We start from the raw sequence: 26213 nt of genomic DNA, 5'->3' as shown, positions 1-26213 counted from the left end.
CTCATGTCAGAGGTGTACGCCGTCCGACGCGGGCTGCTGCGCGACCGGTTCGCCGCCGCCGGACACGCGGCCGCCCTGGTCTCCCGCCCCGCCAACGTCCGCTATCTCGCGGGCGGGGCTCCGCCCGGCGCCGTGCTGCTGCTCGGCCCCGGAGAGGACGTCCTGCTCTGCGGCCGCGCACCGGCCGGGGAACCCGCCCGAGGGCGGCCGGACGAACAGCTGAAGCTGCATCTCCTCCCCGAGAACGACGGCGACCCGGTCGTCGTCGCCGCGGGACTGGCCGGCGGCCTGGAGACCGGCTCCCTGGCCGTGGAGGAGCACGATCTGACGGTGGCCCGCCACCGCGCCATGAGCGCGGTCGCCCCCCGCCTGAGCCTCGGTGACCTCGGCAGCACGGTGGAGCAGCTGCGCCTGGTGAAGGACGAGGAGGAGATCGCCTGCCTGCGCATCGCGGCCGAGATCACCGACCAGGCCCTGGGCGAGCTGCTCGAATCGATCCTGGTGGGCCGCACCGAACGGCACCTCGCACTGGAGCTCGAACGCCGGCTCGTCGACCACGGCGCCGACGGCCCTGCCTTCGCCACATCCGTGGGTACGGGTCCCCACTCCGGTCTCGGCCGGCACAGGCCCACCGACCGAAGGGTCGAGGAAGGGGATTTCCTCTCGGTCTGCCTGGGCGCGAACTACCACGGGTACCGGTGCGAGATCGGCCGGACGTTCGTCATCGGGACGAGCCCGGCGGACTGGCAGATCGAGCTCTACGACCTTGTTTTCGCCGCTCAGAGAGCCGGCCGGGAGGCACTCGTCCCCGGCGCCGCCTACCGTGACGTGGACCGTGCGGCCCGCCATCTCCTGGACTCGGCGGGCCACTCGGAAGGCCTTCCGGCCAGCACCGGGCACGGGGTCGGACTCGAAATCGACGAGGACCCGCAGTTGGCACCGGCAGCCATGGGTAAACTGGACGCTTGTGTGCCGGTCACCGTCGAACCGGGGGTCCACCTCCCGGGCCGGGGCGGTGTCCGGATCGATGACACGCTCGTCGTGCGCCCCGAGGCGGACGGCGGACCCGAGCTACTCACCATTACGACCAAGGAGCTGCTCGCGCTCTAGGGAATCTCCTCACGGAGGCTCCGGCGCGCATCCTCGGTCGTTCCACCAGCTTCAGTCCAGGAGATTCCGCAACCGTGGCTTCCACGAACGACCTCAAGAACGGCCTGGTGCTCAAGCTCGACGGAGGCCAGCTCTGGTCCGTCGTCGAGTTCCAGCACGTCAAGCCCGGCAAGGGCCCCGCCTTCGTGCGCACCAAGCTCAAGAACGTGCTCTCCGGCAAGGTCGTCGACAAGACCTTCAACGCCGGCGTGAAGGTCGAGACGGCCACCATCGACCGCCGCGACATGCAGTTCTCGTACATGGACGGCGAGTACTTCGTCTTCATGGACATGAAGACGTACGACCAGCTGATGGTCGACCGCAAGGCCGTCGGCAACGCCGCCAACTTCCTGATCGAGGGCTTCGAGGCCTCCGTCGCCCAGCACGAGGGCGAGGTGCTCTACGTGGAGCTGCCCGCCGCGGTCGAGCTGACCATCCAGCACACCGACCCGGGCGTCCAGGGCGACCGCTCCACCGGCGGCACCAAGCCCGCCACGCTGGAGACCGGTTACGAGATCGGCGTGCCGCTCTTCGTCACCACCGGCGAGAAGATCAAGGTCGACACCCGTACGGGCGACTACCTCGGCCGGGTGAACAGCTAACCGTGGCTGCCCGGAACAAGGCCCGCAAGCGCGCCTTCCAGATCCTCTTCGAGGCCGACCAGCGCGGTGAGTCCGTGCAGACGGTCCTCGCGGACTGGGTACGCCACTCGCGGACCGACGACCGTCAGCCCCCGGTCGGCGAATTCACGATGGAGCTGGTCGAGGGGTACGCGCAGTACGCGGACCGGATCGACGACCTCATCGTCACCTACGCCGTGGACTGGGAGATCGACCGCATGCCGGTCGTCGACCGGAACATCCTCCGGCTCGGTGCGTACGAGCTGATCTGGATGGACTCGACCCCGGACGCCGTGGTCATCGACGAGGCGGTCCAGCTCGCCAAGGAGTTCTCCACGGACGACTCCCCGACGTTCGTGAACGGTCTGCTGGCCCGGTTCAAGGACCTCAAGCCGAACCTCCGCCGGGAGCAGTAGCCCAGCGGCGGCGCGAGCCGGACGAAGGGACCACGGTCATCGGCCGTGGTCCCTTCGGCGTACCGGGCCGGCCGCTGACCGGGGGAGCGGAGACATGAGAAACGCCGGGTGGCGGGGCTCGATGCCCCGCCACCCGGCGTTCTGAGTTTGTCGTACGGGCCTCTGTCAGCCCTCGTCGTGGGCGACCGCCCGGCGCGCGTCCGCGTCCAGCACGCCCCAGCTGATCAGCTGCTCCGTGAGCACGGACGGCGACTGGTCGTAGATCACGGCCAGGGTCCGCAGGTCGTCCTGGCGGATGGAGAGCACCTTGCCGTTGTAGTCACCACGCTGGCTCTGGATCGTCGCCGCGTAGCGCTGCAGCGGTCCGGCCTTCTCCGGCGGCACGTGCGCGAGGCGCTCGAGGTCCAGGACCAGCTTCGGCGGCGGCTCGGCCGCGCCGCCGGGGGTCGTACCGGGCAGGAGCTCCTGCACCGGGACGCCGTAGAAGTCGGCCAGCTCGGCAAGACGCTGCACGGTCACCGCGCGGTCCCCGCGCTCGTAGGAACCGACCACGACGGCCTTCCAGCGGCCCTGCGACTTCTCCTCCACGCCGTGGAGGGAGAGGCCCTGCTGGGTGCGGATGGCGCGGAGTTTGGCCCCGAGCTGCTTTGCGTATTCGCTGGACATAAGGCTCCCCGGACGCTGGAACATTCTGCGGCTGGGCCGCGTGGCTGGTAACTCACTGTGAGGTTACGCAGCGTTACTTGGCTGCGTCAAGCCGAAAGGTCCGCACTGCGGCCTCCCGGGGGTGGGGGCGGGGCCTCGCACAAGCCCTGGTAACGTGGATGACGCAATTTCGACGTCCTTTAACGTCCGTCCAGTGAGGCGGAGAAGGAGGTCCGTTTCTTATGGACGCACAGCATGACCACCCCGGCAATGCGGCACGCCCCGTTCTCGAGGCTCCCGACATCGCCCGGGTACTGACCCGCATCGCCCACGAGATCGTCGAACGCGCCAAGGGCGCCGACGACGTGGTGCTGCTCGGCATCCCGACCCGCGGGGTCTTCCTCGCCCGTCGGCTCGCCGGAAAGCTCGAAGAGATCACCGGCCGGAAGACGCCGGTCGGGTCACTCGACATCACGATGTACCGCGACGACCTCAGGATGCGTCCGGCGCGAGCGCTGGGACGTACCGAGATCCCGGGCGAAGGTATCGAGGGCAGTCTCGTCGTGCTCGTCGACGACGTGCTCTTCTCCGGTCGCACGATCCGGGCCGCGCTCGACGCACTGGGAGACATCGGCCGGCCGCGCGCCGTGCAGCTCGCGGTCCTCGTCGACCGCGGCCACCGAGAACTCCCCATCCGGGCCGACTACGTCGGCAAGAACCTCCCCACGTCGCTGCGGGAGACGGTCAAGGTCCAGCTCGCCGAGGAGGACGGCCGCGACACCGTGCTGCTCGGCGTCAAGCAGACCGCCCCGGCAGGCGAGCAGTAGCGAGGCCGGAACCCGTGCGCCCCACCGGCCGCACGGCTGCCTCCGCACGCCCACCCGCCTGAATCCTCCACCCTTCACGGAGACTCCCAGATGCTGCGCCCCGCCGGGGACAACCCCCGCACCCCCCGCCACCTCATCTCGGCCGCCGACCTCACCCGCGACGACGCCGTGCTGATCCTCGACACCGCCGAGGAGATGGCCCGGGTGGCGGACCGGCCGATCAAGAAACTCCCCACCCTGCGTGGACGAACGGTCGTCAACCTCTTCTTCGAGGACTCGACCCGGACGCGGATCTCCTTCGAGGCCGCCGCCAAGCGCCTCTCCGCCGACGTCATCAACTTCTCCGCCAAGGGCTCCTCGGTCTCCAAGGGCGAGTCCCTCAAGGACACCGCGCTCACCCTGGAGGCCATGGGCGCGGACGCCGTCGTCGTCCGGCACGGCGCCTCGGGAGCCCCCTACCGCCTGGCGACCTCGGGCTGGATCGACAGCGCCGTCGTCAACGCCGGTGACGGCACCCACGAGCACCCCACCCAGGCCCTGCTCGACGCCTTCACCATGCGGCGCAGGCTGGTCGGACCCGACGCGGGCATCGGCCGGGACCTCGAAGGGCGCCGCATCACCATCGTCGGCGACGTCCTGCACAGCCGCGTCGCCCGCTCCAACGTCCACCTCCTGCACACGCTCGGCGCGCAGGTCACCCTGGTGGCCCCGCCCACCCTGGTGCCGGTCGGCGTCGAGAGCTGGCCCTGCGAGGTCAGCTACCGTCTGGACGACGTGCTGCCGAAGTCGGACGCGGTCATGATGCTGCGTGTGCAGCGTGAGCGGATGAACGCCGCCTACTTCCCGACCGAGCGTGAGTACTCCCGCCGCTACGGCCTCGACGGCGAGCGCATGGCCAAGATGCCCGAGCACGCCATCGTGATGCACCCCGGCCCGATGGTCCGCGGCATGGAGATCACCGCCGAGGTCGCCGACTCCGACCGCTGCACCGCGGTGGAGCAGGTCGCGAACGGTGTCTCCACCCGAATGGCCGTCCTCTACCTCCTGCTGGGCGGCTCCGAGACCGCCCTGCCCTCCGCCTCCGCCCGTACCGAGGAGAACAAGTAACCATGAGCAAGATCCTGATCCGCGGTGCGAAGGTCCTCGGCGGCGAGCCGCAGGACGTCCTCATCGACGGCGAGACCATCGCCGAGACCGGCACCGGCATCGAGGCGGGCGACGCCACCGTGATCGAAGCCGCCGGCCAGATCCTGCTGCCCGGCCTCGTCGACCTGCACACCCACCTGCGCGAGCCGGGCCGCGAGGACTCCGAGACCGTCCTCACCGGTACCAAGGCGGCGGCGGTCGGCGGCTACACCGCCGTGCACGCCATGGCCAACACCTTCCCCGTCGCCGACACCGCGGGCGTCGTCGAGCAGGTCTGGCGCCTCGGCAAGGAGTCCGGCTACTGCGACGTGCAGCCCGTCGGCGCCGTCACCGTCGGCCTGGAGGGCAAGCAGCTCGCCGAGCTCGGCGCCATGCACGATTCCGCCGCCGGGGTGAAGGTCTTCTCCGACGACGGCAAGTGCGTCGACGACGCCGTGATCATGCGCCGCGCGCTGGAGTACGTGAAGGCCTTCGACGGCGTCGTCGCCCAGCACGCCCAGGAGCCCCGCCTCACCGAGGGCGCCCAGATGAACGAGGGCGTCGTCTCGGCCGAGCTCGGTCTCGGCGGCTGGCCCGCCGTCGCCGAGGAGTCGATCATCGCCCGCGACGTGCTCCTCGCCGCCCACGTCGGCTCCCGGGTGCACATCTGCCACCTGTCGACCGCGGGGTCGGTGGAGATCGTCCGCTGGGCCAAGTCCAAGGGCTGGAACGTCACCGCCGAGGTCACCCCGCACCACCTGCTGCTCACCGACGAACTCGTGCGGACCTACAACCCGGTCTACAAGGTGAACCCGCCGCTGCGCACCGAGGCGGACGTCATGGCGCTGCGCGAGGCCCTCGCCGACGGCACCATCGACTGCGTGGCCACCGACCACGCCCCGCACCCGCACGAGGACAAGGACTGCGAGTGGGCCGCCGCCGCCATGGGCATGGTCGGCCTGGAGACCGCGCTGTCCGTCGTCCAGCAGACGATGGTGGAGACCGGTCTCCTCGACTGGGCGGGCGTCGCCGACCGCATGTCGGCGCGTCCCGCGGCCATCGGCAGGCTCGAAGGACACGGCCGGCCCGTCTCGGCGGGTGAGCCCGCCAACCTCACTCTGGTCGATCCGTCATACCGTGGAGCAGTGGACCCCGCGGGCTTCGCCTCCCGCAGCCGCAACACTCCCTACGAGGGTCGCGAGCTGCCCGGACGAGTGACCCACACCTTCCTGCGGGGCCGTGCCACGGTCGTCGACGGGAAGCTCGCGTGACAACACTCAACCCAGGTCATCAGCTGTTCCAGCTGGCCGAACAGAAGTCGGCCGAGGTGACGGACTGGTCCGCCCGCATCAGCTGGGTCCTCGGCCTGCTCGTCCTCATCGCCTTCGTCTACTGGCTGATGCGCCAGGGATGGAAGTGGCGGGAGCGCCTGCAGTCCGGTCTGCCCGAGCTCCCGGCCACGCCCGAGGGCTTCGCGGACGGCGAGACGCTCCTCACGCTGGACGGCCGCTACCACGCCTCCACGACCGCCGGGCAGTGGCTCGACCGGATCGTGGCACACGGCCTCGGAACCCGCAGCCGGGTCGAGCTGACCCTCACCGCGGAAGGCCTCGACGTCGTACGCCCCGGGGCCGCCGGCTTCTTCGTACCGGCGTCCGCCCTGCGGGCGGCCAGGCTCGAGAAGGCGCTGGCCGGCAAGGTGCTGCCCGAGGGCGGCCTGCTGGTCATCACCTGGGAGCACGGCGGCACGCTGATCGACTCGGGCTTCCGCTCCGACCGCTCGGCCGAGCACCAGGCATGGGTCGACGCCGTCGGCCACCTCACCGGCGCAGCCGGCACGAACCTCAGCAGCACCACCATCAGCACGACGGAAGGCACCGCACGATGACGATCTCCACCCGGGGAGCCGGAAAAGCTCCCGCCGTACTCGTCCTGGAGGACGGCCGCTCCTTCCGCGGCCGCGCCTACGGGGCCGTGGGGGAGACCTTCGGCGAGGCGGTGTTCTCCACCGGTATGACCGGCTACCAGGAGACACTGACCGACCCGTCGTACCACCGCCAGGTCGTCGTCATGACCGCCCCCCACGTCGGCAACACCGGTGTGAACGACGACGACCCCGAGTCCGGGAAGATCTGGGTCTCCGGCTACGTCGTCCGCGACCCCGCCCGGATCCCCTCCAACTGGCGCTCCCGCCGCACCCTCGACGAGGAGCTCGCGAGCCAGGGCGTCGTCGGCATCAGCGGCATCGACACCCGCGCGCTCACCCGCCACCTGCGGGAGCGCGGCGCGATGCGCGTCGGGATCTTCTCCGGCAACGCCGTCCAGGACGAGGGCGTGCTGCTCGCCAAGGTCCGCCAGGCCCCCGAGATGAGCGGCGCCGACCTCGCGGCCGAGGTCGCCACCAAGGAGGCTTACGTCGTCCCCGCGATCGGCACGAAGAAGTTCACCGTCGCCGCGATCGACCTCGGCATCAAGGGCATGACCCCGCACCGCATGGCCGAGCGCGGCATCGAGGTGCACGTCCTGCCCGCGACCGCCACCCTGGAGGACGTGTACGCGGTCAAGCCCGACGGAGTCTTCTTCTCCAACGGCCCCGGCGACCCCTCCACCGCCGACCACCCGGTCTCCGTCATGCGCGGAGTCCTGGAGCGGAAGACGCCGCTCTTCGGCATCTGCTTCGGCAACCAGATCCTGGGCCGCTCGCTCGGCTTCGGCACCTACAAGCTGAAGTACGGCCACCGCGGCATCAACCAGCCGGTGCAGGACCGCACGACCGGCAAGGTCGAGGTCACCGCGCACAACCACGGCTTCGCCGTCGACGCTCCGCTCGACCGGGTCTCCGACACGGAGTTCGGCCGCGCCGAGGTCTCCCACGTATGCCTGAACGACCAGGTCGTCGAAGGCCTCCAGCTGCTCGACCAGCCGGCCTTCAGCGTCCAGTACCACCCCGAAGCAGCCGCGGGCCCGCACGACGCCGCGTACCTCTTCGACCGTTTCGTCACCCTGATGGAGGGCCAGCGTGCCTAAGCGCTCCGATATCCAGTCCGTCCTGGTCATCGGCTCCGGTCCGATCGTCATCGGGCAGGCCGCCGAGTTCGACTACTCCGGCACCCAGGCCTGCCGCGTACTCAAGGCCGAAGGCCTGCGCGTCATCCTGGTCAACTCCAACCCGGCGACGATCATGACCGACCCGGAGATCGCCGACGCCACGTACGTCGAGCCGATCACCCCCGAGTTCGTCGAGAAGATCATCGCCAAGGAGCGCCCCGACGCGCTCCTGCCCACGCTGGGCGGCCAGACCGCGCTCAACACCGCGATCTCCATGCACGAGAACGGTGTCCTGGAGAAGTACGGCGTCGAGCTGATCGGCGCCAACGTCGAGGCCATCAACAAGGGCGAGGACCGCGACCTCTTCAAGGGCGTCGTGGAAGCCGTCAAGCAGAAGATCGGATACGGCGAGTCCGCCCGCTCCGTCATCTGCCACTCCATGGACGACGTCCTCGCCGGCGTCGACACCCTCGGCGGCTACCCCGTCGTCGTCCGTCCCTCCTTCACCATGGGCGGCGCCGGCTCCGGCTTCGCCCACGACGAGGAGGAACTGCGCCGCATCGCCGGACAGGGCCTCACGCTCTCCCCGACCACCGAGGTGCTCCTGGAGGAGTCCATCCTCGGCTGGAAGGAGTACGAGCTGGAGCTGATGCGCGACAAGAACGACAACGTCGTGGTCGTCTGCTCCATCGAGAACTTCGACCCGATGGGCGTCCACACCGGTGACTCCATCACCGTCGCCCCGTCGATGACGCTCACCGACCGTGAGTACCAGCGGCTGCGTGACATCGGCATCGCGATCATCCGCGAGGTCGGCGTCGACACCGGCGGCTGCAACATCCAGTTCGCGATCGACCCGACCGACGGCCGGATCATCGTGATCGAGATGAACCCGCGCGTCTCCCGCTCCTCGGCGCTCGCCTCGAAGGCCACCGGCTTCCCGATCGCCAAGATCGCCGCCAAGCTGGCCGTCGGCTACACGCTCGACGAGATCCCCAACGACATCACCGAGAAGACCCCGGCCTCCTTCGAGCCGACGCTCGACTACGTCGTGGTCAAGGCCCCCCGCTTCGCCTTCGAGAAGTTCCCCTCCGCCGACTCCACCCTCACCACCACCATGAAGTCTGTTGGCGAGGCCATGGCGATCGGCCGCAACTTCACCGAGGCCCTGCAGAAGGCCCTGCGTTCCCTGGAGAAGAAGGGCTCGCAGTTCGCCTTCACGGGGGAGACCGGCGACAAGGCCGAACTGCTCGCCGAGGCCGTCCGGCCCACGGACGGCCGCATCAACACCGTGATGCAGGCCATCCGCGCCGGAGCCACCCAGGAGGAGGTCTTCGACGCCACGCGGATCGACCCCTGGTTCGTCGACCAGCTCTTCCTGATCAAGGAGATCGCGGACGAGCTGGCCTCCGCCGAGCGCCTGGACGCCGACCTCATCGCCGAGGCCAAGCGGCACGGCTTCTCCGACGCGCAGATCGCCGAGATCCGCGGGCTCCGTGAGGACGTCGTGCGCGAGGTCCGCCACGCGCTGGGCATCCGCCCGGTCTACAAGACGGTCGACACCTGCGCCGCCGAGTTCGCCGCGAAGACGCCGTACTTCTACTCCTCCTACGACGAGGAGAGCGAGGTCGCGACCCGCACCAAGCCCGCGGTGATCATCCTCGGCTCCGGCCCGAACCGCATCGGCCAGGGCATCGAGTTCGACTACTCCTGTGTCCACGCCTCCTTCGCCCTGAGCGACGCGGGCTACGAGACGGTGATGGTCAACTGCAACCCGGAGACCGTCTCCACGGACTACGACACCTCGGACCGGCTCTACTTCGAGCCGCTCACCCTCGAGGACGTCCTGGAGATCGTGCACGCGGAGTCCCTCGCGGGCCCGATCGCCGGTGTCGTCGTCCAGCTCGGCGGACAGACCCCGCTCGGCCTCTCGCAGGCGCTCAAGGACAACGGCGTGCCGGTCGTGGGCACCTCCCCGGAGGCCATCCACGCCGCGGAGGACCGCGGGGCGTTCGGCCGGGTCCTCGCCGAGGCCGGTCTGCCCGCGCCGAAGCACGGCACCGCCACCACCTTCGGCGAGGCCAAGGCCATCGCCGACGAGATCGGCTATCCCGTGCTCGTACGCCCGTCGTACGTGCTCGGCGGCCGCGGCATGGAGATCGTCTACGACGAGACCCGGCTCTCCTCGTACATCTCCGAGTCCACCGAGATCAGCCCCACCAGGCCGGTCCTGGTCGACCGCTTCCTCGACGACGCGATCGAGATCGACGTCGACGCGCTCTACGACGGCACCGAGCTCTACCTCGGCGGCGTCATGGAGCACATCGAAGAGGCCGGCATCCACTCCGGTGACTCCGCCTGCGCACTGCCCCCGATCACCCTCGGCGGCTACGACATCAAGCGGCTCCGGGCATCCACCGAAGGCATCGCCAAGGGCGTCGGCGTACGCGGACTGATCAACATCCAGTTCGCGCTCTCCGGCGACATCCTCTACGTCCTGGAGGCCAACCCCCGCGCCTCGCGGACCGTCCCCTTCACCTCGAAGGCGACCGCCGTCCCGCTCGCGAAGGCCGCCGCCCGCATCTCGCTGGGCGCCACCATCGCCGAGCTGCGCGAGGAGGGCCTGCTGCCCAAGGAGGGCGACGGCGGCACCCTGCCGCTGGACGCGCCGATCTCCGTCAAGGAGGCCGTCATGCCGTGGTCGCGCTTCCGCGACGTCCACGGCCGCGGCGTCGACACCGTCCTCGGCCCGGAGATGCGCTCCACCGGTGAGGTCATGGGCATCGACTCGGTCTTCGGCACGGCCTACGCCAAGTCGCAGGCCGGGGCCTACGGCCCGCTGCCCACCAAGGGCCGCGCCTTCATCTCGGTCGCCAACCGCGACAAGCGCACGATGATCTTCCCGGCACGTGAACTCGTCGCCCACGGCTTCGAGCTGTTCGCCACCTCCGGCACCGCCGAGGTGCTCAAGCGCAACGGCATCAACGCCACCGTCGTGCGCAAGCAGTCCGAGGGCGAGGGCCCGAACGGCGAGAAGACCATCGTCCAGCTGATCCACGACGGCGAGGTCGACCTCATCGTCAACACGCCGTACGGGACGGGCGGCCGGCTCGACGGCTACGAGATCCGCACGGCGGCCGTGGCCCGGTCCGTGCCCTGCCTCACGACGGTCCAGGCGCTCGCCGCCGCCGTCCAGGGCATCGACGCGCTCAACCACGGCGGGGTCGGCGTACGTTCCCTCCAGGAACACGCGGAACATCTGACCGCGGCCCGCGACTAGGAAGCGCCAGCCAGGGGGACACCGGAAACGGTGTCCCCCTCTTCATGAGGACACCCGGATGTACAAACTCTTCTTCCAGCTGGTCTTCAAGCGGATGGACCCCGAAGGGGCACATCACCTGGCCTTCCGCTGGATCCGCCTCGCCGCCCGTATCCCCGTCCTGCGTACCTTCGTCGCCGCCGCGCTCGCCCCCCGGTACGAGGAGCTGCGCACCGAGGCCCTGGGCCTGCGGATGCACGGCCCCTTCGGACTCGCCGCCGGCTTCGACAAGAACGCCGTCGCCATCGACGGCATGTCGATGCTCGGCTTCGACCACATCGAGATCGGCACCGTCACCGGGGAGCCCCAGCCCGGCAACCCGAAGAAGCGCCTCTTCCGCCTCGTCGCGGACCGGGCCCTGATCAACCGCATGGGCTTCAACAACGAGGGTTCCGCGGCCGTGGCGGAACGCCTCGCCGCCCGCAACCCGGTCTTCCGCACGACCGTCGGCGTCAACATCGGCAAGACCAAGGTCGTCCCCGAGGCCGAAGCGGTGGGCGACTACGTCAAGTCCACCGAGCGGCTCGCCGCCCACGCCGACTACCTCGTCGTCAACGTCTCCTCCCCGAACACCCCCGGGCTGCGCAACCTCCAGGCCACCGAGGCGCTCCGTCCGCTGCTCACCGCGGTGCGCGAGGCGGCCGACCGTACCGTCACCGGCCGCAGGGTGCCGCTGCTCGTCAAGATCGCCCCGGACCTCGCGGACGAGGACGTCGACGCGGTCGCGGACCTGGCCGTCGAGCTCGGCCTGGACGGCATCATCGCCACCAACACCACCATCGCCCGGGACGGCCTGGGGCTGAAGTCCCCCGCATTTTTGACCGGCGAGACCGGCGGACTCTCCGGGGCGCCCCTCAAGGAGCGCTCCCTGGAGGTCCTGAGCCGCCTGTACGCCCGTGTGGGCACCCGGATCACCCTGGTGGGCGTCGGAGGCATCGAGAACGCCGAGGACGCCTGGCAGCGCATCCTGGCCGGCGCCACGCTGGTGCAGGGCTACAGCGCCTTCATCTACGAGGGCCCCTTCTACGCCCGCGCGATCCACAAGGGCCTGGCCGCGCGCCTCGCCGCATCCCCGTACGCCACCCTCGCCGAGGCCGTCGGCGCCGAGACACGGAAGGTCATGCAGTGACCCTTGAACCCTTCGGCGCGCGCCTGCGCCACGCCATGGACACCCGCGGGCCGCTCTGCGTCGGCATCGATCCGCACGCCACCCTGCTCACCTCCTGGGGCCTGAACGACGACATCGCCGGCCTGGAGCGCTTCACCCGCACGGTCGTGGAGGCACTGGCCGACCGGGTCGCCGTGCTCAAGCCGCAGTCCGCGTTCTTCGAGCGCTTCGGCTCGCGCGGCGTCGGTGTCCTGGAGAAGGCGGTCGAGGAGGCGCGCTCGGCGGGGGCCCTGGTGCTCATGGACGCCAAGCGCGGCGACATCGGCTCCACGATGGGCGCCTACGCGGCCACCTACCTCGACAAGGACTCGCCGCTCTTCTCCGACGCGGTCACCGTCTCGCCCTACCTCGGTTTCGGCTCGCTGCGCCCCGCGCTGGACGCCGCCGCCGTCTCCGGCGCGGGAGTCTTCGTGCTCGCCCTCACCTCGAACCCGGAGGGCGCCGAGGTGCAGCGGGCCACCGCCGCGGACGGGCGGTCGCTCGCACAGGTGATGCTCGACCACATGGCCGCGGAGAACGCGGCCGCGACGCCGCTCGGGTCCGTCGGCGCGGTCGTCGGAGCCACTCTCGGGGACGCGGGCGCCGATCTGTCGATCAACGGCCCGCTGCTCGCTCCGGGCATCGGCGCGCAGGGCGCGACGCCGGCGGATCTGCCGCGCGTCTTCGGCGCCGCGGTGGGCAACGTCGTCCCCAGCGTGAGCCGGGGCGTGCTCCGCCACGGACCGGACGCGGCAGGGCTGCGCGAGGCCGCCGGACGGTTCGCGGACGAGATCCGTACGGCCGTTCAGGGAAGCTGACCATGCCACGTAACTGGCTGTTGACGGAAACCTGACCCGAAAACAGGGTTGTTATGGCCGATATGTCCGGGTCGACAGAGGCTGACCAGGACTTTTCCGCTGTTCTCGCTGACTCGGGCGGCCTTGGCCGCTAGTCTCCGTCGAGAGCCAACGAGCACGCGTTGTTCGTTGCTCACCAGGTGTGGGGTCATCAGGGCTCCCCGCCGGTCCGTATCCGACAGATCGACATCCGAGGTGACGTAGGCGTGGCTCTTCCGCCCCTTACCCCTGAACAGCGCGCAGCCGCGCTCGAAAAGGCCGCCGCGGCTCGCCGGGAGCGGGCCGAGGTCAAGAATCGACTCAAGCACTCCGGCGCCTCGCTCCACGAGGTCATCAAGCAGGGCCAGGAGAACGACGTCATCGGCAAGATGAAGGTCTCCGCCCTCCTCGAGTCCCTGCCGGGCGTGGGCAAGGTCCGCGCCAAGCAGATCATGGAGCGGCTCGGCATCTCCGAGAGCCGCCGGGTCCGGGGTCTCGGCTCCAACCAGATCGCATCCCTGGAACGTGAGTTCGGCGGCAGCCCGGCCTGACGTTCTCAGGCACTCCTGAGAACGGGGATAATCGCCCCATGGCTGCAACATCCCGGGGGACGTCCCCCGTACCCCCGGACGTACGTCCGCGGCTGACCGTGCTCTCCGGCCCCTCCGGGGTCGGCAAGAGCACGGTCGTCGCTCACATGCGCAAGGTCCACCCCGAGGTGTGGCTCTCCGTGTCGGCCACGACACGCAAGCCGCGTCCCGGCGAGCGCAACGGTGTCCACTACTTCTTCGTCGACGACGAGGAGTTCGACAAGCTGATCGCCAACGGCGAGCTGCTGGAGTGGGCCGAGTTCGCCGGCAACCGGTACGGCACCCCGCGCCGTGCCGTGCTCGACCGTCTGGACGCCGGTGAACCGGTGCTGCTCGAGATCGACCTCCAGGGTGCCCGGCTGGTCCGCCAGTCGATGCCCGAGGCGCAGCTCGTCTTCCTCGCGCCGCCAGGCTGGGACGAGCTGGTCCGCCGGCTCACCGGCCGGGGGACGGAGGCGCCGGACGTGATCGAACGCCGGCTCGCGGCCGCCAAGGTCGAACTCGCCGCGGAGGCGGAGTTCGACACGACGCTCGTCAACACCTCCGTCGAGGACGTCGCACGCGAGCTGCTAACGTTGATGCTGCAGGCTTCCGGCCTCCGCGGTACCGAGAGCTGACCCACCGGTCCTCGACGGTCCACGGACGCAGAGCATCACCACTGCGGAACCAGCATGATCAAAGATCTCTTTGATCTCTATCCCCTTCGGAAGGCAGAGAGTGTCCTCTTCCATCACCACGCCCGAGGGCATCATCAACCCGCCGATTGATGAGCTCCTCGAGGCCACCGACTCGAAGTACAGCCTCGTGATCTACGCCGCCAAGCGCGCGCGCCAGATCAACGCGTACTACTCGCAGCTCGGCGAAGGCCTCCTCGAGTACGTCGGTCCGCTCGTCGACACCCACGTGCACGAGAAGCCGCTCTCGATCGCGCTCCGCGAGATCAACGCGGGCCTGCTGACCTCCGAGGCCATCGAGGGCCCCGCGCAGTAATCAGCGGTACGCAGGAACGCACCTTCACCACAGGCCCGGCGGTCGGTACCCGCCGGGCCTGTGGTGTGTCCGCACCCCGCGTGGAGCCGCCCGCGCGGTGAGGCAGCATGGGGGAGTACGTCATGAGGCCGCACGTGAGTGCGCGGAGACACGAGTGCGGGGAGACGCAGTGGAGAAGCCGAGGGTCGTCCTGGGGGTCAGCGGTGGCATCGCCGCGTACAAGGCGTGCGAGCTGCTGCGCCGGCTGACCGAGTCCGGCCACGACGTGCGGGTCGTCCCGACCGAGGCGTCGTTGAACTTCGTCGGGGCCGCCACCTGGTCGGCCCTCTCCGGGAACCCGGTGTCGACCGAGGTGTGGGAGAGCGTGCACGAGGTGCCGCACGTCCGCATCGGCCAGGCGGCCGACCTCGTCGTGGTCGCGCCCGCCACCGCCGACATGCTCGCGAAGGCGGCCCACGGGCTGGCCGACGACCTGCTCACCAACACCCTCCTCACCGCGCGCTGTCCGGTCGTCTTCGCGCCCGCCATGCACACCGAGATGTGGGAGCACGCCGCAACCCAGGAGAACGTCGCGACCCTCCGCCGCCGGGGTGCCGTCGTCATCGAGCCCGCCGTCGGCAGGCTCACCGGTGTGGACACCGGCAAGGGCCGGCTGCCCGACCCCGGTGAGATCTTCGAGGTCTGCCGCCGCGTGCTCGCCCGCGGGCCCGTCGAAGCGGATCTCACCGGCCGGCACGTGGTGATCAGCGCGGGCGGCACCCGTGAGCCGCTCGACCCGGTGCGCTACCTGGGCAACCGGTCTTCGGGCAAGCAGGGCTACGCCCTCGCCCGCACCGCCGTGGCCCGCGGCGCCCGGGTGACGCTCGTCGAGGCCAACACCGGGCTGCCCGACCCCGCGGGCGCCGACGTCGTGCGGGTGGGTACCGCGGTGCAGCTGCGGGAGGCGGTGCTCAAGGCCGCGGCCGACGCGGACGTGGTCGTGATGGCCGCCGCGGTCGCGGACTTCCGTCCGGCGGAGTACGCCACGGGGAAGATCAAGAAGAAGGACGGCCAGGAGCCCGCGGCCGTCGCGCTCGTCCGCAATCCCGACATCCTCGCCGAGGTGGCGGCCGAGCGGCCGAGGCCGGGCCAGACGGTCGTCGGGTTCGCCGCGGAGACCGACGACGTCCTCGCCCACGGCAGGGAGAAGCTCCGCCGCAAGGGCTGCGACCTGCTCGTCGTGAACGAGGTGGGGGAGCGCAAGACCTTCGGGTCGGAGGAGAACGAGGCGGTCGTCCTCGGGGCCGACGGGACCGAGACGGCCGTGCCTCATGGGCCCAAGGAGGCACTTGCCGATACGGTGTGGGACCTGGTCGCGGCGCGTTTCGGCCGGACTGCGTAAACGCCGCCGGTCAGGGAAGAAAACCACGTGTCCCGCGCCCGGAAGGAGGGATTGTCGTACTGCTGTCAACAGTGCGGCAGATCACAGACCTCCCAAGGGGCGAGACGCGTGACTCAATCACCGGAAGCGACCGATAAACTGGTCGACGGAATGTGCCGGGCGCAGCTCCCGGACTTCCACCAAATGATCAGCCAGCAGCCGCTGCAACCCCAGGGAGCGATGTGTCCCGCCGTCTCTTCACCTCGGAGTCCGTCACCGAGGGTCACCCCGACAAGATCGCTGACCAGATCAGCGACACGATCCTCGACGCGCTCCTCCGCGAGGACCCCTCCTCGCGCGTCGCCGTCGAGACCCTGATCACCACCGGTCTGGTGCATGTCGCGGGTGAGGTCACCACCAAGGCCTACGCCGACATCCCCAACCTCGTGCGCAACAAGGTGCTGGAGATCGGCTACGACTCCTCCAAGAAGGGCTTCGACGGAGCCTCCTGCGGCGTCTCGGTGTCCATCGGGGCGCAGTCCCCGGACATCGCCCAGGGCGTCGACACCGCCTACGAGAAGCGGGTCGAGGGGGACGAGGACGAGCTCGACAAGCAGGGCGCCGGCGACCAGGGCCTGATGTTCGGCTACGCCTGCGACGAGACGCCCGAGCTGATGCCGCTGCCGATCCACCTCGCGCACCGGCTCTCGCGCCGCCTCTCCGAGGTCCGCAAGAACGGGACGATCCCCTACCTGCGTCCGGACGGCAAGACCCAGGTCACCATCGAGTACGACGGTGACAAGGCCGTCCGGCTCGACACGGTCGTCGTCTCCTCGCAGCACGCCTCCGACATCGACCTGGACTCGCTGCTCGCGCCCGACATCCGTGAGTTCGTCGTCGAGCACGTCCTGAACCAGCTGATCGAGGACGGCATCAAGCTGGACACCGAGGGCTACCGGCTGCTGGTGAACCCGACCGGCCGTTTCGAGATCGGCGGCCCGATGGGCGACGCCGGCCTCACCGGCCGCAAGATCATCATCGACACCTACGGCGGCATGGCCCGCCACGGTGGCGGCGCCTTCTCCGGCAAGGACCCGTCCAAGGTCGACCGCTCCGCCGCCTACGCGATGCGCTGGGTCGCCAAGAACGTCGTCGCGGCCGGCCTGGCCACCCGCTGCGAGGTCCAGGTCGCCTACGCGATCGGCAAGGCCGAGCCGGTGGGCCTCTTCGTCGAGACCTTCGGCACCGCCGCGGTCGACACGGAGAAGATCGAGCACGCCATCGCCGAGGTCTTCGACCTCCGCCCGGCCGCGATCATCCGCGACCTCGACCTGCTCCGCCCGATCTACGCCCAGACCGCGGCGTACGGCCACTTCGGCCGTGAGCTCCCCGACTTCACCTGGGAGCGCGCCGACCGTGTCGACGCGCTGCGCGCGGCCGCGGGGCTCTGACCCACGGCGGGCGACGCTCGCAGAACATCAGCAGGGGCCCGGACGCCGAGCGCGGTGTCCGGGCCCCCGCGCGTCCGGCCGACGCCGGGCGGGGCGGGCGTGTCGGTGGTGTCTGGTAGGAAGGTGGCTGTGAGCAGCGACGACGAGCGGTCCGAGGACCCCGGGACCGGGGAGCCCGAGCAGCTTGCGCTCATCAGGGAGACGGTACGACGCGCCAAGGTGCCCCGGGCCAAGCCGCGTACCTGGCGGGGCGCGGCGCTCGCCGAGGAACTGCCTGTCGCCCGTGTCCTCGTGAACAAGGGCGCGCTCCACCTCGACCAGTACTTCGACTACGCCGTCCCCGAGGAGCTCGACGCCGAGGCACAGCCGGGTGTCCGGGTCCGGGTCAGGTTCGGCGCCGGAGGACGCCAGGTCCGCGGCGGCAGACGGGAGGGCGGCGGTCTCATCGACGGCTTCCTGATCGAGCGCCGGGCCACGTCGGACTACCAGGGCGCCCTGGCCGCCCTCGCCTACGTCGTCTCACCCGAGCCCGTCCTCGGGCCCGAGCTGCTCGCCCTCTCACGCGCCGTGGCCGACCGCTACGCCGGAAGCCTCGCGGACGTGCTGCAGCTCGCCGTCCCGCCGCGCAACGGCCGTGCGGAGGCCAAGCCCTCCCCGGCACCCCTGCCGCCCCCGCCCGCCCCGGAGCCGGGTACCTGGGAGCGGTACGCCCAAGGGCCCGGATTCCTGCGCGCCCTCGGCGAGGGCGGCGCACCCCGGGCGGTGTGGACCGCGCTGCCCGGACCGCACTGGCCGCAGGAGATCGCCCGGGCCGTGGCGGCGACCCTCTCGTCGGGCCGGGGCGCCCTCGTCGTCGTACCCGACGGGCGCAGTGCCGGACGGGTCGACACGGCGCTCACCGCGGTCCTGGGAGAGGGGCGCCACGCCCTGCTGACGGCCGACTCCGGACCGGAGAAGCGCTACCGGCAGTGGCTCGCGGTCCGGCGCGGCTCGGTGCGCGCGGTCGTCGGGACCCGGGCCGCGATGTTCGCACCCGTCGCCGACCTGGGGCTGGTGGCGGTCTGGGACGACGGTGACTCCAGCCACAGCGACGACAACGCCCCCTTCCCGCACGTCAGAGAGGTCCTGGAGCTCCGCGCCACACACGGCCGCTGCGCCTTCCTGCTGGGCGGGACGAGCTGCACCGTGGAGGCCGCCCAGCTGGTCGAGAGCGGCTGGGCCCTGCCCCTGCGGGCAGAGCGCGACCAGCTGAGGAGCGCCGCGCCACTCGTGCGTACGGTCGGCGACGGGGAGCTCGCCCGGGACGGCGCCGCCCGATCGGCGCGCCTGCCCAGCCTCGCCTGGCAGACCGTCCGCGACGGACTGCGCACCGGCCCCGTCCTCGTCCAGGTGCCCCGCCGCGGCTACGCCCCGCGGCTGGCCTGCGAGCGGTGCAGGGAACCCGCGCGCTGCCGGCACTGCGCCGGGCCGCTGCAGGCCCCGGACCAGCGTGACCTGGACTGCGCCTGGTGCGGCCGGGCGGAGACCGGGTGGAGCTGCGCCGCCTGCGGCGGTGTGCGCCTGCGGGCACAGATCGTCGGCGCCCGCCGTACCGCCGAGGAGCTCGGCCGGGCCTTCCCCGCCGTACCGGTGCGGACGTCGGGCCGGGACCACGTGCTGGACTCCGTCCCCGACCAGCCGGCGCTCGTCGTCAGCACCCCGGGCGCCGAACCGGTGGCCGAGGGGGGCTACGCGGCCGCGCTGCTCCTGGACGGCTGGGCGATGGTCGGCCGCCCCGACCTCAGGGCGGGCGAGGAGGCACTACGGAGGTGGACGGCCGCCGCCGCGCTGGTCCGGGGGCAGGGCGAGGGCGGCACCGTGGTGATCGTGGCCGAGCCGACCCTGCGGCCGGTGCAGGCACTGGTCCGCTGGGATCCGGTCGGTCACGCCCGCCGTGAACTCGCCGAACGGGCGGAGCTCGGTTTTCCGCCCGTGTCCCGGATGGCATCGGTGACCGGTACTCCGGAGGCGGTGGCCGCCTGTCTCTCCGGCGCGGATCTCCCGGCGGAGGCCGAGGTGCTCGGTCCGGTACCCGTGCCTGGCCCCGCGGCGGGGCGGCCCCGCAGGCAGGGCGACCCCCCGCCCGGGGACACCTGGGAGAGAGCCCTGGTCAGGGTCCCGCCCGGGAGGGGAGCGGCGCTCGCGGCCGCCCTGAAGACGGCACAGGCCGCCCGGACGGCCAAGGGCACCGGAGACCCCGTCCGCATCAGGATCGACCCGCCGGACATCGGCTGACGGAGCGGCCGGCACCCGACCGCCTCCACCCGGCGTGGCCTCAGCCGTTGCGCGGGCCGGGGAAGGCGCCGGGGCGGTCCGAGGGCTGCGGAGGCATCGAACGGGCGGCGGGCACCGCCGGCACGGTGGCGGCGTGGCCGCCCGGCCCCGCCGGGACCGTGCGGTTCACGGCCTCCGGGGCGGTTTCGGCCGTCCCCTGCTGCGGGTTGGCGCGGCGCGCGCCGTAACGGCGGTGAACCGCCTGCTTGGTGACACCGAGCGCGGAACCCACCGCGTCCCACGAGAAACCCAGCGAACGGTCGAAGTCCACCGCCGCCGTCACCAGCGTCTCGACACTGTCCCGCAGCTCCTGGGCCAGCCGGACCGTCGGAGCCGGTGCCCTGCCGTAGACGACGAAGCCCGCGGACGGGCCGGACCTGCGGGGGCGGTAGACGTTGCCGAGCTGCGCAGTCAGGGTACGCAGGGCGTCCACCTGCCGCCGGACCCGCTCGATGTCCCGCACCAACAGGTGCAGACTGGCACGCGCTTGGGCGTCGTGGGTTGCGTGGTCGGCCATGAACAAGCCTTTCGAACCGGCGTTGAAAGGGATCGGACCGCGCCAGGGCGGTCCACTTCGGTCAATCTCTCTTGACCAACGCGTCACACGGCCATGTGGTCACGCAACAGGGGCGTATGTGCATATGCCCGGGGCGCCCGTTCCCCGAGGCGCGCCCCCGCGGCGGGCCGGGCGGGCCGGAGGGGCTCGGGAGGAGGGCGGCACTAGACTGGTGTGCTGCTCGCCACGTTCCTTCCGGCCCGAGAGGCAGTCCTCCACCCATGAAGCTCGTCTTCGCAGGCACCCCCGAGGTCGCCGTCCCCGCCCTGGACGCCCTGATCGCCTCCGAGCGCCATGAGGTGGCCGCCGTGGTGACCCGCCCCGACGCGCCGGCCGGGCGCGGACGACGGCTGGTCGCCAGCCCCGTGGCCGAGCGCGCCGAGGAGGCCGGCATCGAGGTCCTCAAGCCCTCCAGGCCGCGCGACGAGGACTTCCTTGCACGGCTGCGCGAGATCGCGCCGGACTGCTGCCCCGTCGTCGCCTACGGCGCCCTGCTCCCCAAGGTGGCGCTGGACGTGCCGGCCCGGGGCTGGGTCAACCTGCACTTCTCCCTGCTGCCCGCCTGGCGCGGCGCCGCGCCGGTGCAGCACTCCCTCATGGCGGGCGACGAGGTCACCGGCGCGTCCACCTTCCTGATCGAGGAGGGGCTCGACTCGGGGCCGGTCTACGGCGTACTCACCGAGGAGATCCGGCCCACCGACACCAGCGGCGACCTCCTCACCCGGCTGGCCTTCGCGGGCGCCGGGCTGCTCGCGGCGACGATGGACGGCATCGAGGACGGCACTCTGCACGCGGTCCCGCAGCCGGCCGAGGGCGTCACGCTCGCGCCGAAGCTCACCGTCGAGGACGCGCAGGTCCAGTGGTCGGCGCCCGCCCTGCGGGTCGACCGGGTGGTGCGCGGCTGCACGCCCGCCCCCGGGGCGTGGACCCTCTTCCGCGGGGAGCGCCTCAAACTGGTCCAGGCCGTCCCCGTCGTCGACCGCACCGACCTGGCACCGGGCGAGCTCTCCGCGGGGAAGAACAACGTCTACGCCGGCACGGGCTCCCACGCCGTGGAACTCCTCTGGGTCCAGCCGCAGGGCAAGAAGCCGATGAGGGCCGCCGACTGGGCGCGCGGTGTGCGCATCGTCCACGGGGAGCTGCTCGGCGCCTGAGACCCGGGAGGGGGCACCGCCGGGGGACCGGGGCCGCGGCGGCGACGTACGCTGGACGGGTTCGGCCCCCTCACCATCAGCGGAGCACCTTTCACGTGAACGACCAGCAGCGCCGCCGTCCCGCCAAGCCCCACCGGCGCCCGAAGAAGGACCCGGTCCGCTTCCTCGCCTTCGAGGTGCTCAGGGCGGTCGACGAGCGCGACGCCTACGCCAACCTCGTCCTCCCCCCGCTGCTGAAGAAGGCCCGGGCCAAGGGCGACTTCGAGGGCAGGGACGCGGCGCTCGCCACCGAGCTGGTCTACGGGACCCTCCGCCGCCAGGGCACCTACGACGCGATCGTCGCCGCCTGCATCGACCGGCCGCTGCGCGAGGTCGACCCGCCGGTGCTGGACGTGCTCAACATGGGCGTCCACCAGCTCCTGGGCACCCGTATCCCCACCCACGCCGCGGTCTCCGCCAGCGTCGAGCTCGCCCGGGTGGTGCTGGGGGAGGGCCGGGCCAAGTTCGTCAACGCGGTGCTCCGCAAGGTCTCCGCGCACGACCTGGACGGATGGGTGGAGAGGGTCGCGCCCCCGTACGAGGAGGACGCCGAGGAGCACCTCTCGGTGGTGCACTCGCACCCCCGCTGGGTCGTCTCCGCCCTCTGGGACTCCCTGGGAGGCGGCCGCGCCGGGATCGAGGACCTGCTGGAGGCCGACAACGAGCGGCCCGAGGTCACCCTGGCCGCCCGCCCCGGCCGCTCCACCACCGCCGAACTGCTCGACGCGCTCGGCGAGGAGAGCGGCCTGCCGGGCCGCTGGTCGCCGTACGCCGTGCGGATGGCCGAGGGCGGCGAGCCCGGAGCCCTGGCCGCGGTCCGGGACGGCAGCGCCGGAGTGCAGGACGAAGGCAGCCAGCTCGTCGCCACCGCCCTCGCGAACGCGCCGGTCGAGGGCGAGGACACCCGCTGGCTGGACGGCTGCGCGGGCCCGGGCGGCAAGGCCGCGCTGCTGGCCGCCCTCGCCTCGGAGCGCGGCGCGGCGCTGCTCGCCTCGGAGAAGCAGCCGCACCGCGCCAGGCTCGTCGAGCGCGCGCTGGCCGGCAACCCGGGCCCGTACCAGGTGATCACCGCCGACGGCACCCGGCCGCCATGGCGGCCGGGCTCCTTCGACCGGGTGCTGATGGACGTCCCGTGCTCCGGACTCGGAGCGCTGCGCCGCCGCCCGGAGTCCCGCTGGCGTCGCCGCCCGGAGGATCTGGAGGGCTTCGCCCCGCTGCAACGCGGTCTGCTGCGCGAGGCGTTGAAGGCGGTCCGGATCGGCGGGGTCGTCGGATACGCGACCTGCTCGCCCCACCTCGCCGAGACCAGGGTCGTCGTCGAGGACGTGCTCAAGGGGCGTGGCGGGGCGCCGGCCGAGGCCGAGTGGATCGACGCCCGGCCCCTGCTCCCCGGCGTGCCCGCGCTCGGCGACGGTCCGGACATCCAGCTCTGGCCGCATCTGCACGGCACCGACGCCATGTATCTCGCCCTGCTGCGGCGTACGGCCTGACCACGGGGGGAAAAGCCGGGAATGCGCGAACCGTAATGATCCCGTGAGGCTTTGAGGCCCACCGGGGCGGGGAAGTCGCGCGAAGCATGGCAGGCTTGGGGCATGGCCCAGATCAACCCCAGCATCCTGTCCGCCGACTTCGCCCGCCTCGCCGAGGAGGCGAAGGCCGTGGAGGGCGCCGACTGGCTCCATGTCGACGTCATGGACAACCACTTCGTGCCCAACCTGACGCTGGGCGTGCCCATCGTGGAGTCCCTGAGCAGGGCCACGGACACCCCGCTGGACTGCCACCTCATGATCGAGGACGCCGACCGCTGGGCGCCGCAGTACGTCGAGGCCGGTGCGGGCTCGGTCACCTTCCACGCGGAGGCCGCGGCCGCGCCCGTACGGCTGGCCAGGGAGATCAGGGCCAAGGGCGCCCGCGCGTCGATGGCGCTCAAGCCCGCCACACCCATCGAGCCCTACGAGGACCTGCTCCCCGAGCTGGACATGCTGCTGATCATGACGGTCGAGCCGGGATTCGGCGGGCAGGCGTTCCTCGACATCATGCTGCCGAAGATCCGCCGCACCCGTCAGCTGATCTCCAAGCACGGACTGGAGCTCTGGCTGCAGGTCGACGGCGGGGTCTCGGCCGCCACCATCGAACGGTGCGCGGAGGCGGGCGCGGACGTGTTCGTCGCCGGTTCGGCCGTCTACGGGGCCGAGGACCCCGCCGAGGCGGTACGGGCGCTCCGCGCGCAGGCCGACGCGGTCACGGCTTCGGCACCCTGGGCATGCGGCCACTGAACCAAGCTCAGGTGAACGCGGCCCGACGGGCCTGATCAAGCATCGCCGGATCTGACAGGATGGACGGCGTAACGAGCGTGTGAACAGCAGTGAGGAGATCGCGGTGTCTGGCATCTCGGCGGGTCGGTCAGCCATGCGGATGGGACCCGCGGAGCTGGTGCAGGCGGCGGCCATGGCCCGCCGGTTCTATCTCGAGGGAAAGTCGAAGATCCAGATCGCCGAGGAGTTCGGCGTCAGCCGCTTCAAGGTGGCCAGGGTCCTGGAGACGGCCCTCGAGCGGGATCTCGTACGCATCGAGATCCGGGTACCGGCGGAGCTGGACGCGGAGCGCTCGGACGCCCTCCGCGCGCGCTACGGACTGCGGCACGCCGTCGTGGTCGAATCCCCGGCGGAGGAGCAGGACGACGCCGCGGATCCGGAGAACCTGGGCGAGGTCGCGGCAGACCTGCTCGGCGAGCTGGTGAACGAGGGCGACGTGCTGGGGCTGGCCTGGGGCCGGTCCACCATTCACATGGCGGCGGCCCTCGACCGGCTCCCGCCGTGCACGGTCGTCCAGCTCACCGGTGTCTACGACGCGGGGACGGCCGAGCGCGGCTCGGTCGAGGCGGTCCGCCGAGCCGCGCAGGTCTCCGGCGGTGAGGCGCACCCCATCTACGCGCCGATGCTGCTTCCCGATCCGGCGACGGCGGCGGCGCTGCGCCACCAGACGGGGATCGCCCGCGCCTACGAGTACTTCGACAAGGTGACGGTCGCCGCGGTCTCCATCGGATCGTGGGAGCCCGGCATCTCCACCGTCCACGACATGCTCTCGGACGAGGAGCGGCGGCACTACGCCTCCCTCGGGGTGGCGGCGGAGATGTCCGCCCACCTCTTCGACACCCACGGCCGACGCGTCGGCCGGGACCTCGGTGAGCGCTGCATCACCGTCGAGGCCGACCGGCTCCGCAGGATTCCCGAGGTGGTGGCCATCGCCGGCGGACAGCGCAAGGCCGCGGCGATCGGGGCGGTGCTGCGTTCCGGGCTGGTCACCAGCCTGGTGACGGACACGGCGGCCGCCGACTACCTGCTGACCGAGTCGGCCGCCGGGCAGCGGCCCGCGCTGGAGCGGGCCGACCCCGACGAGTGATCCACCCGGCGGTGGACGGGAGCGGCGCCGGCACACCTCAGGGTGTCCGGCGCCGCTCCCGTCTCCGCCGGGACCCGCGTCAGCGAGGACCGTGGCCCGCCCGGAGCCGTTCGCCGGCGGTGTCGTGCCGTGCGCCTCCGGGCGCCTGCCGGGGTACTCCAGCACCGGGCTCGGTGGCTTCCCCGCCGACACCCAGCACGGATTCCTCCAGGTATGCCTCCGGCTCCGCGTACTGTCCGACCTCCGCCGGGTTGTAGCGGGGAGTCTGCCGCGACCAGTCGAGATTGCCCCGCATCCAGCTCCGCATCCCGTCGAGGTAGGGCACGAGCAGGCCGCCCAGGTCGGGGTGGAGGGAGAGGAGCTCGGCCTCGGCGGCGAGGAATCGCCGCGTCTCGGTGGCTATCTCGGCGCAGACATGCTCCAGGGCCTGCTGCTTCCCGTAGCCGCGGTGGTGGCGGACCAGGTGCACGAGATTGTGGATCTCGCCCAGCACCTGTTCCTTCTCGTAGGAGTACACGTCGTTCGCCCAGCAGACGACGTTGCAGGAGGCCTCCAGCGCGGTGATGAACCGGGCGTCGTTGTGGACGGACTCCGGGGCACCGGTGCCGGTCACGATCTCTATCAGGTCCATGCACACGTGGATCGCCCCGGTGTGGCGGCGGTTGGCGATGTAGGTCGCCTCGGCGGGCACGACTCCTTCCGCCCGGTTCCCGGCCTCCCAGGTGGTCGCGGTGGTCAGATACCTCATGAGGTGCCAGGCGAAGCGGGTGCGCCAGTGGGGCGCTGCCTGCGGAATCGTGCGTTCCCACAGATCGGCCAGCGCGACCAGTGCGGCGGGGGCCTCCTTGTCGCCCTCGGGGCCGGGCCCGGAGCCTTCGACCACCGCACGCATCCGCTCGACCACGTCACGTACGCGTTCGGGGGTGTGGCCCAGGTGGCCGTCGTCGAGCTGGTCGTCGACGAGGAAGAGCCAGACGAACCAGTCGGCCACCAGGTCGAGGTGCTCGGCGTTCGCCGTGGGATAGACCATGCCGACGAACGCGCCGAAGTCGGCGTGTTCGAAGCGCTCCCTCGCGGACTCGCGGTGGACGAGGCCGGTGCGCCGTGTCCACTCGTCGAGATGTTCCCGGGTGTGCCCCACATGCGGATTGGTGCGTGAGGGGAACGGACAGTAGATGTAGGGCAGTTCGCTCTCCACAGGCGGATCCCCATCCTCTCCGGCCGGA

24 protein-coding genes are annotated in these 26213 nt (G+C 71.4%); 21 read left to right on the top strand and 3 right to left on the bottom strand.

All coding sequences use genetic code 11. The annotated features are described in order from the left end of the window. Positions 1 to 3 precede the first annotated feature (3 nt). The 3 genes from ACGFNN_RS31205 (at position 4) to nusB (ending at position 2185) form a co-directional block, all read left to right on the top strand. Complete coding sequence (locus tag ACGFNN_RS31205; protein ID WP_362553931.1) at positions 4 to 1110, top strand: aminopeptidase P family protein; 1107 nt, start codon at positions 4 to 6, stop codon at positions 1108 to 1110. 74 nt (positions 1111 to 1184) lie between these two features. Continuing rightward, on the top strand, positions 1185 to 1751 hold the full coding sequence (gene efp, locus ACGFNN_RS31200; protein WP_362553928.1) for an elongation factor P: 567 nt from the start codon (positions 1185 to 1187) through the stop codon (positions 1749 to 1751). Between the two features lie 2 nt (positions 1752 to 1753). Further along, positions 1754 to 2185, top strand: a complete 432-nt coding sequence (nusB, locus tag ACGFNN_RS31195) for a transcription antitermination factor NusB (RefSeq protein ID WP_362553925.1) — start codon at positions 1754 to 1756, stop codon at positions 2183 to 2185. 165 nt (positions 2186 to 2350) lie between these two features. On the opposite strand, the gene bldD is transcribed toward nusB, so the two are convergent. Then, positions 2351 to 2851, bottom strand: a complete 501-nt coding sequence (gene bldD / locus ACGFNN_RS31190; protein WP_014157378.1) for a transcriptional regulator BldD — start codon at positions 2849 to 2851, stop codon at positions 2351 to 2353. Between the two features lie 221 nt (positions 2852 to 3072). On the opposite strand from bldD, the gene pyrR reads away from it, so the two are divergent. The 14 genes from pyrR to ACGFNN_RS31120 all read left to right on the top strand — a co-directional run bounded on the left by pyrR (position 3073) and on the right by ACGFNN_RS31120 (position 19797). Next, positions 3073 to 3657, top strand: coding sequence for a bifunctional pyr operon transcriptional regulator/uracil phosphoribosyltransferase PyrR (gene pyrR / locus ACGFNN_RS31185; protein WP_362550589.1), 585 nt, complete (start codon positions 3073 to 3075; stop codon positions 3655 to 3657). 90 nt (positions 3658 to 3747) lie between these two features. After that, positions 3748 to 4764, top strand: coding sequence for an aspartate carbamoyltransferase catalytic subunit (locus tag ACGFNN_RS31180; RefSeq protein WP_362550592.1), 1017 nt, complete (start codon positions 3748 to 3750; stop codon positions 4762 to 4764). Between the two features lie 2 nt (positions 4765 to 4766). Next, positions 4767 to 6053, top strand: a complete 1287-nt coding sequence (locus ACGFNN_RS31175) for a dihydroorotase (protein WP_393560977.1) — start codon at positions 4767 to 4769, stop codon at positions 6051 to 6053. After that, complete coding sequence (locus tag ACGFNN_RS31170; RefSeq protein ID WP_393560975.1) at positions 6050 to 6670, top strand: hypothetical protein; 621 nt, start codon at positions 6050 to 6052, stop codon at positions 6668 to 6670. Before ACGFNN_RS31175 ends, ACGFNN_RS31170 begins: the two co-directional genes overlap by 4 nt. Next, complete coding sequence (carA, locus tag ACGFNN_RS31165; protein WP_393560973.1) at positions 6667 to 7809, top strand: glutamine-hydrolyzing carbamoyl-phosphate synthase small subunit; 1143 nt, start codon at positions 6667 to 6669, stop codon at positions 7807 to 7809. The genes ACGFNN_RS31170 and carA overlap by 4 nt, the downstream gene beginning before the upstream one ends. Beyond that, positions 7802 to 11110, top strand: a complete 3309-nt coding sequence (gene carB, locus ACGFNN_RS31160; RefSeq protein WP_393560971.1) for a carbamoyl-phosphate synthase large subunit — start codon at positions 7802 to 7804, stop codon at positions 11108 to 11110. The genes carA and carB overlap by 8 nt, the downstream gene beginning before the upstream one ends. A 58-nt stretch (positions 11111 to 11168) precedes the next feature. Further along, complete coding sequence (locus ACGFNN_RS31155; RefSeq protein WP_393560969.1) at positions 11169 to 12278, top strand: quinone-dependent dihydroorotate dehydrogenase; 1110 nt, start codon at positions 11169 to 11171, stop codon at positions 12276 to 12278. Beyond that, entirely contained in the window at positions 12275 to 13114 is an 840-nt protein-coding gene (pyrF, locus tag ACGFNN_RS31150; RefSeq protein WP_393560967.1) for an orotidine-5'-phosphate decarboxylase, read from the top strand. The genes ACGFNN_RS31155 and pyrF overlap by 4 nt, the downstream gene beginning before the upstream one ends. 245 nt (positions 13115 to 13359) lie before the next feature. Next, positions 13360 to 13683 carry an integration host factor gene (locus ACGFNN_RS31145; protein WP_003970367.1) on the top strand — a complete coding sequence of 108 codons (324 nt, stop codon included), beginning with the start codon at positions 13360 to 13362 and terminating at the stop codon, positions 13681 to 13683. Between the two features lie 38 nt (positions 13684 to 13721). After that, positions 13722 to 14339 carry a guanylate kinase gene (gmk, locus tag ACGFNN_RS31140; protein ID WP_362668254.1) on the top strand — a complete coding sequence of 206 codons (618 nt, stop codon included), beginning with the start codon at positions 13722 to 13724 and terminating at the stop codon, positions 14337 to 14339. A 100-nt stretch (positions 14340 to 14439) separates the two neighbouring features. Continuing rightward, positions 14440 to 14712: a DNA-directed RNA polymerase subunit omega gene (gene rpoZ / locus ACGFNN_RS31135; protein WP_003970369.1), complete on the top strand. Its 273-nt coding sequence runs from the start codon at positions 14440 to 14442 to the stop codon at positions 14710 to 14712. A 169-nt stretch (positions 14713 to 14881) separates the two neighbouring features. Continuing rightward, positions 14882 to 16093 carry a bifunctional phosphopantothenoylcysteine decarboxylase/phosphopantothenate--cysteine ligase CoaBC gene (gene coaBC / locus ACGFNN_RS31130; protein WP_393560964.1) on the top strand — a complete coding sequence of 404 codons (1212 nt, stop codon included), beginning with the start codon at positions 14882 to 14884 and terminating at the stop codon, positions 16091 to 16093. A 221-nt stretch (positions 16094 to 16314) separates the two neighbouring features. Next, entirely contained in the window at positions 16315 to 17523 is a 1209-nt protein-coding gene (gene metK, locus ACGFNN_RS31125; RefSeq protein ID WP_362550618.1) for a methionine adenosyltransferase, read from the top strand. Between the two features lie 129 nt (positions 17524 to 17652). Next, entirely contained in the window at positions 17653 to 19797 is a 2145-nt protein-coding gene (locus tag ACGFNN_RS31120) for a primosomal protein N' (RefSeq protein WP_393560962.1), read from the top strand. Between the two features lie 40 nt (positions 19798 to 19837). On the opposite strand, the gene ACGFNN_RS31115 is transcribed toward ACGFNN_RS31120, so the two are convergent. After that, positions 19838 to 20353, bottom strand: a complete 516-nt coding sequence (locus ACGFNN_RS31115) for a hypothetical protein (RefSeq protein ID WP_393560960.1) — start codon at positions 20351 to 20353, stop codon at positions 19838 to 19840. Between the two features lie 260 nt (positions 20354 to 20613). Between ACGFNN_RS31115 and fmt the strand changes: the two genes are divergently transcribed. From fmt to ACGFNN_RS31095, 4 genes are all read left to right on the top strand, one after another. Continuing rightward, positions 20614 to 21546: a methionyl-tRNA formyltransferase gene (fmt, locus tag ACGFNN_RS31110; protein WP_393560958.1), complete on the top strand. Its 933-nt coding sequence runs from the start codon at positions 20614 to 20616 to the stop codon at positions 21544 to 21546. A gap of 95 nt (positions 21547 to 21641) precedes the next feature. Beyond that, positions 21642 to 23075, top strand: coding sequence for a transcription antitermination factor NusB (locus ACGFNN_RS31105; protein ID WP_362550630.1), 1434 nt, complete (start codon positions 21642 to 21644; stop codon positions 23073 to 23075). Positions 23076 to 23177: 102 nt separating this feature from the next. Beyond that, positions 23178 to 23861, top strand: a complete 684-nt coding sequence (gene rpe, locus ACGFNN_RS31100; protein WP_362550633.1) for a ribulose-phosphate 3-epimerase — start codon at positions 23178 to 23180, stop codon at positions 23859 to 23861. A gap of 139 nt (positions 23862 to 24000) precedes the next feature. Next, the gene (locus tag ACGFNN_RS31095) at positions 24001 to 24987 is read left to right on the top strand and encodes a sugar-binding domain-containing protein (RefSeq protein ID WP_362550809.1); all 987 of its coding nucleotides are present in this window, start codon (positions 24001 to 24003) and stop codon (positions 24985 to 24987) included. 79 nt (positions 24988 to 25066) lie between these two features. Here ACGFNN_RS31095 and ACGFNN_RS31090 read toward each other — a convergent pair whose 3' ends face one another. Then, positions 25067 to 26185, bottom strand: a complete 1119-nt coding sequence (locus tag ACGFNN_RS31090; protein ID WP_393560956.1) for a terpene cyclase — start codon at positions 26183 to 26185, stop codon at positions 25067 to 25069. Positions 26186 to 26213 lie beyond the last annotated feature (28 nt).

It is taken from the genome of Streptomyces sp. NPDC048590, assembly GCF_043199535.1.
Lineage (GTDB): Bacteria > Actinomycetota > Actinomycetes > Streptomycetales > Streptomycetaceae > Streptomyces.
This window is presented reverse-complemented; position numbering and strand designations above follow the sequence as displayed.

Excerpts from the sequence above, each read along its gene's own strand:
- carA (WP_393560973.1), top strand. The coding sequence starts at position 6,667 with ATGACGATCTCCACCCGGGGAGCCGGAAAAGCTCCCGCCGTACTCGTC.
- pyrR (WP_362550589.1), top strand. The coding sequence starts at position 3,073 with ATGGACGCACAGCATGACCACCCCGGCAATGCGGCACGCCCCGTTCTC.
- ACGFNN_RS31095 (WP_362550809.1), top strand. The coding sequence starts at position 24,001 with ATGGGACCCGCGGAGCTGGTGCAGGCGGCGGCCATGGCCCGCCGGTTC.
- ACGFNN_RS31180 (WP_362550592.1), top strand. The coding sequence starts at position 3,748 with ATGCTGCGCCCCGCCGGGGACAACCCCCGCACCCCCCGCCACCTCATC.
- rpe (WP_362550633.1), top strand. The coding sequence starts at position 23,178 with ATGGCCCAGATCAACCCCAGCATCCTGTCCGCCGACTTCGCCCGCCTC.
- gmk (WP_362668254.1), top strand. The coding sequence starts at position 13,722 with ATGGCTGCAACATCCCGGGGGACGTCCCCCGTACCCCCGGACGTACGT.
- ACGFNN_RS31115 (WP_393560960.1), bottom strand. The coding sequence starts at position 20,353 with ATGGCCGACCACGCAACCCACGACGCCCAAGCGCGTGCCAGTCTGCAC.
- bldD (WP_014157378.1), bottom strand. The coding sequence starts at position 2,851 with ATGTCCAGCGAATACGCAAAGCAGCTCGGGGCCAAACTCCGCGCCATC.
- ACGFNN_RS31205 (WP_362553931.1), top strand. The coding sequence starts at position 4 with ATGTCAGAGGTGTACGCCGTCCGACGCGGGCTGCTGCGCGACCGGTTC.
- ACGFNN_RS31175 (WP_393560977.1), top strand. The coding sequence starts at position 4,767 with ATGAGCAAGATCCTGATCCGCGGTGCGAAGGTCCTCGGCGGCGAGCCG.
- fmt (WP_393560958.1), top strand. The coding sequence starts at position 20,614 with ATGAAGCTCGTCTTCGCAGGCACCCCCGAGGTCGCCGTCCCCGCCCTG.
- ACGFNN_RS31155 (WP_393560969.1), top strand. The coding sequence starts at position 11,169 with ATGTACAAACTCTTCTTCCAGCTGGTCTTCAAGCGGATGGACCCCGAA.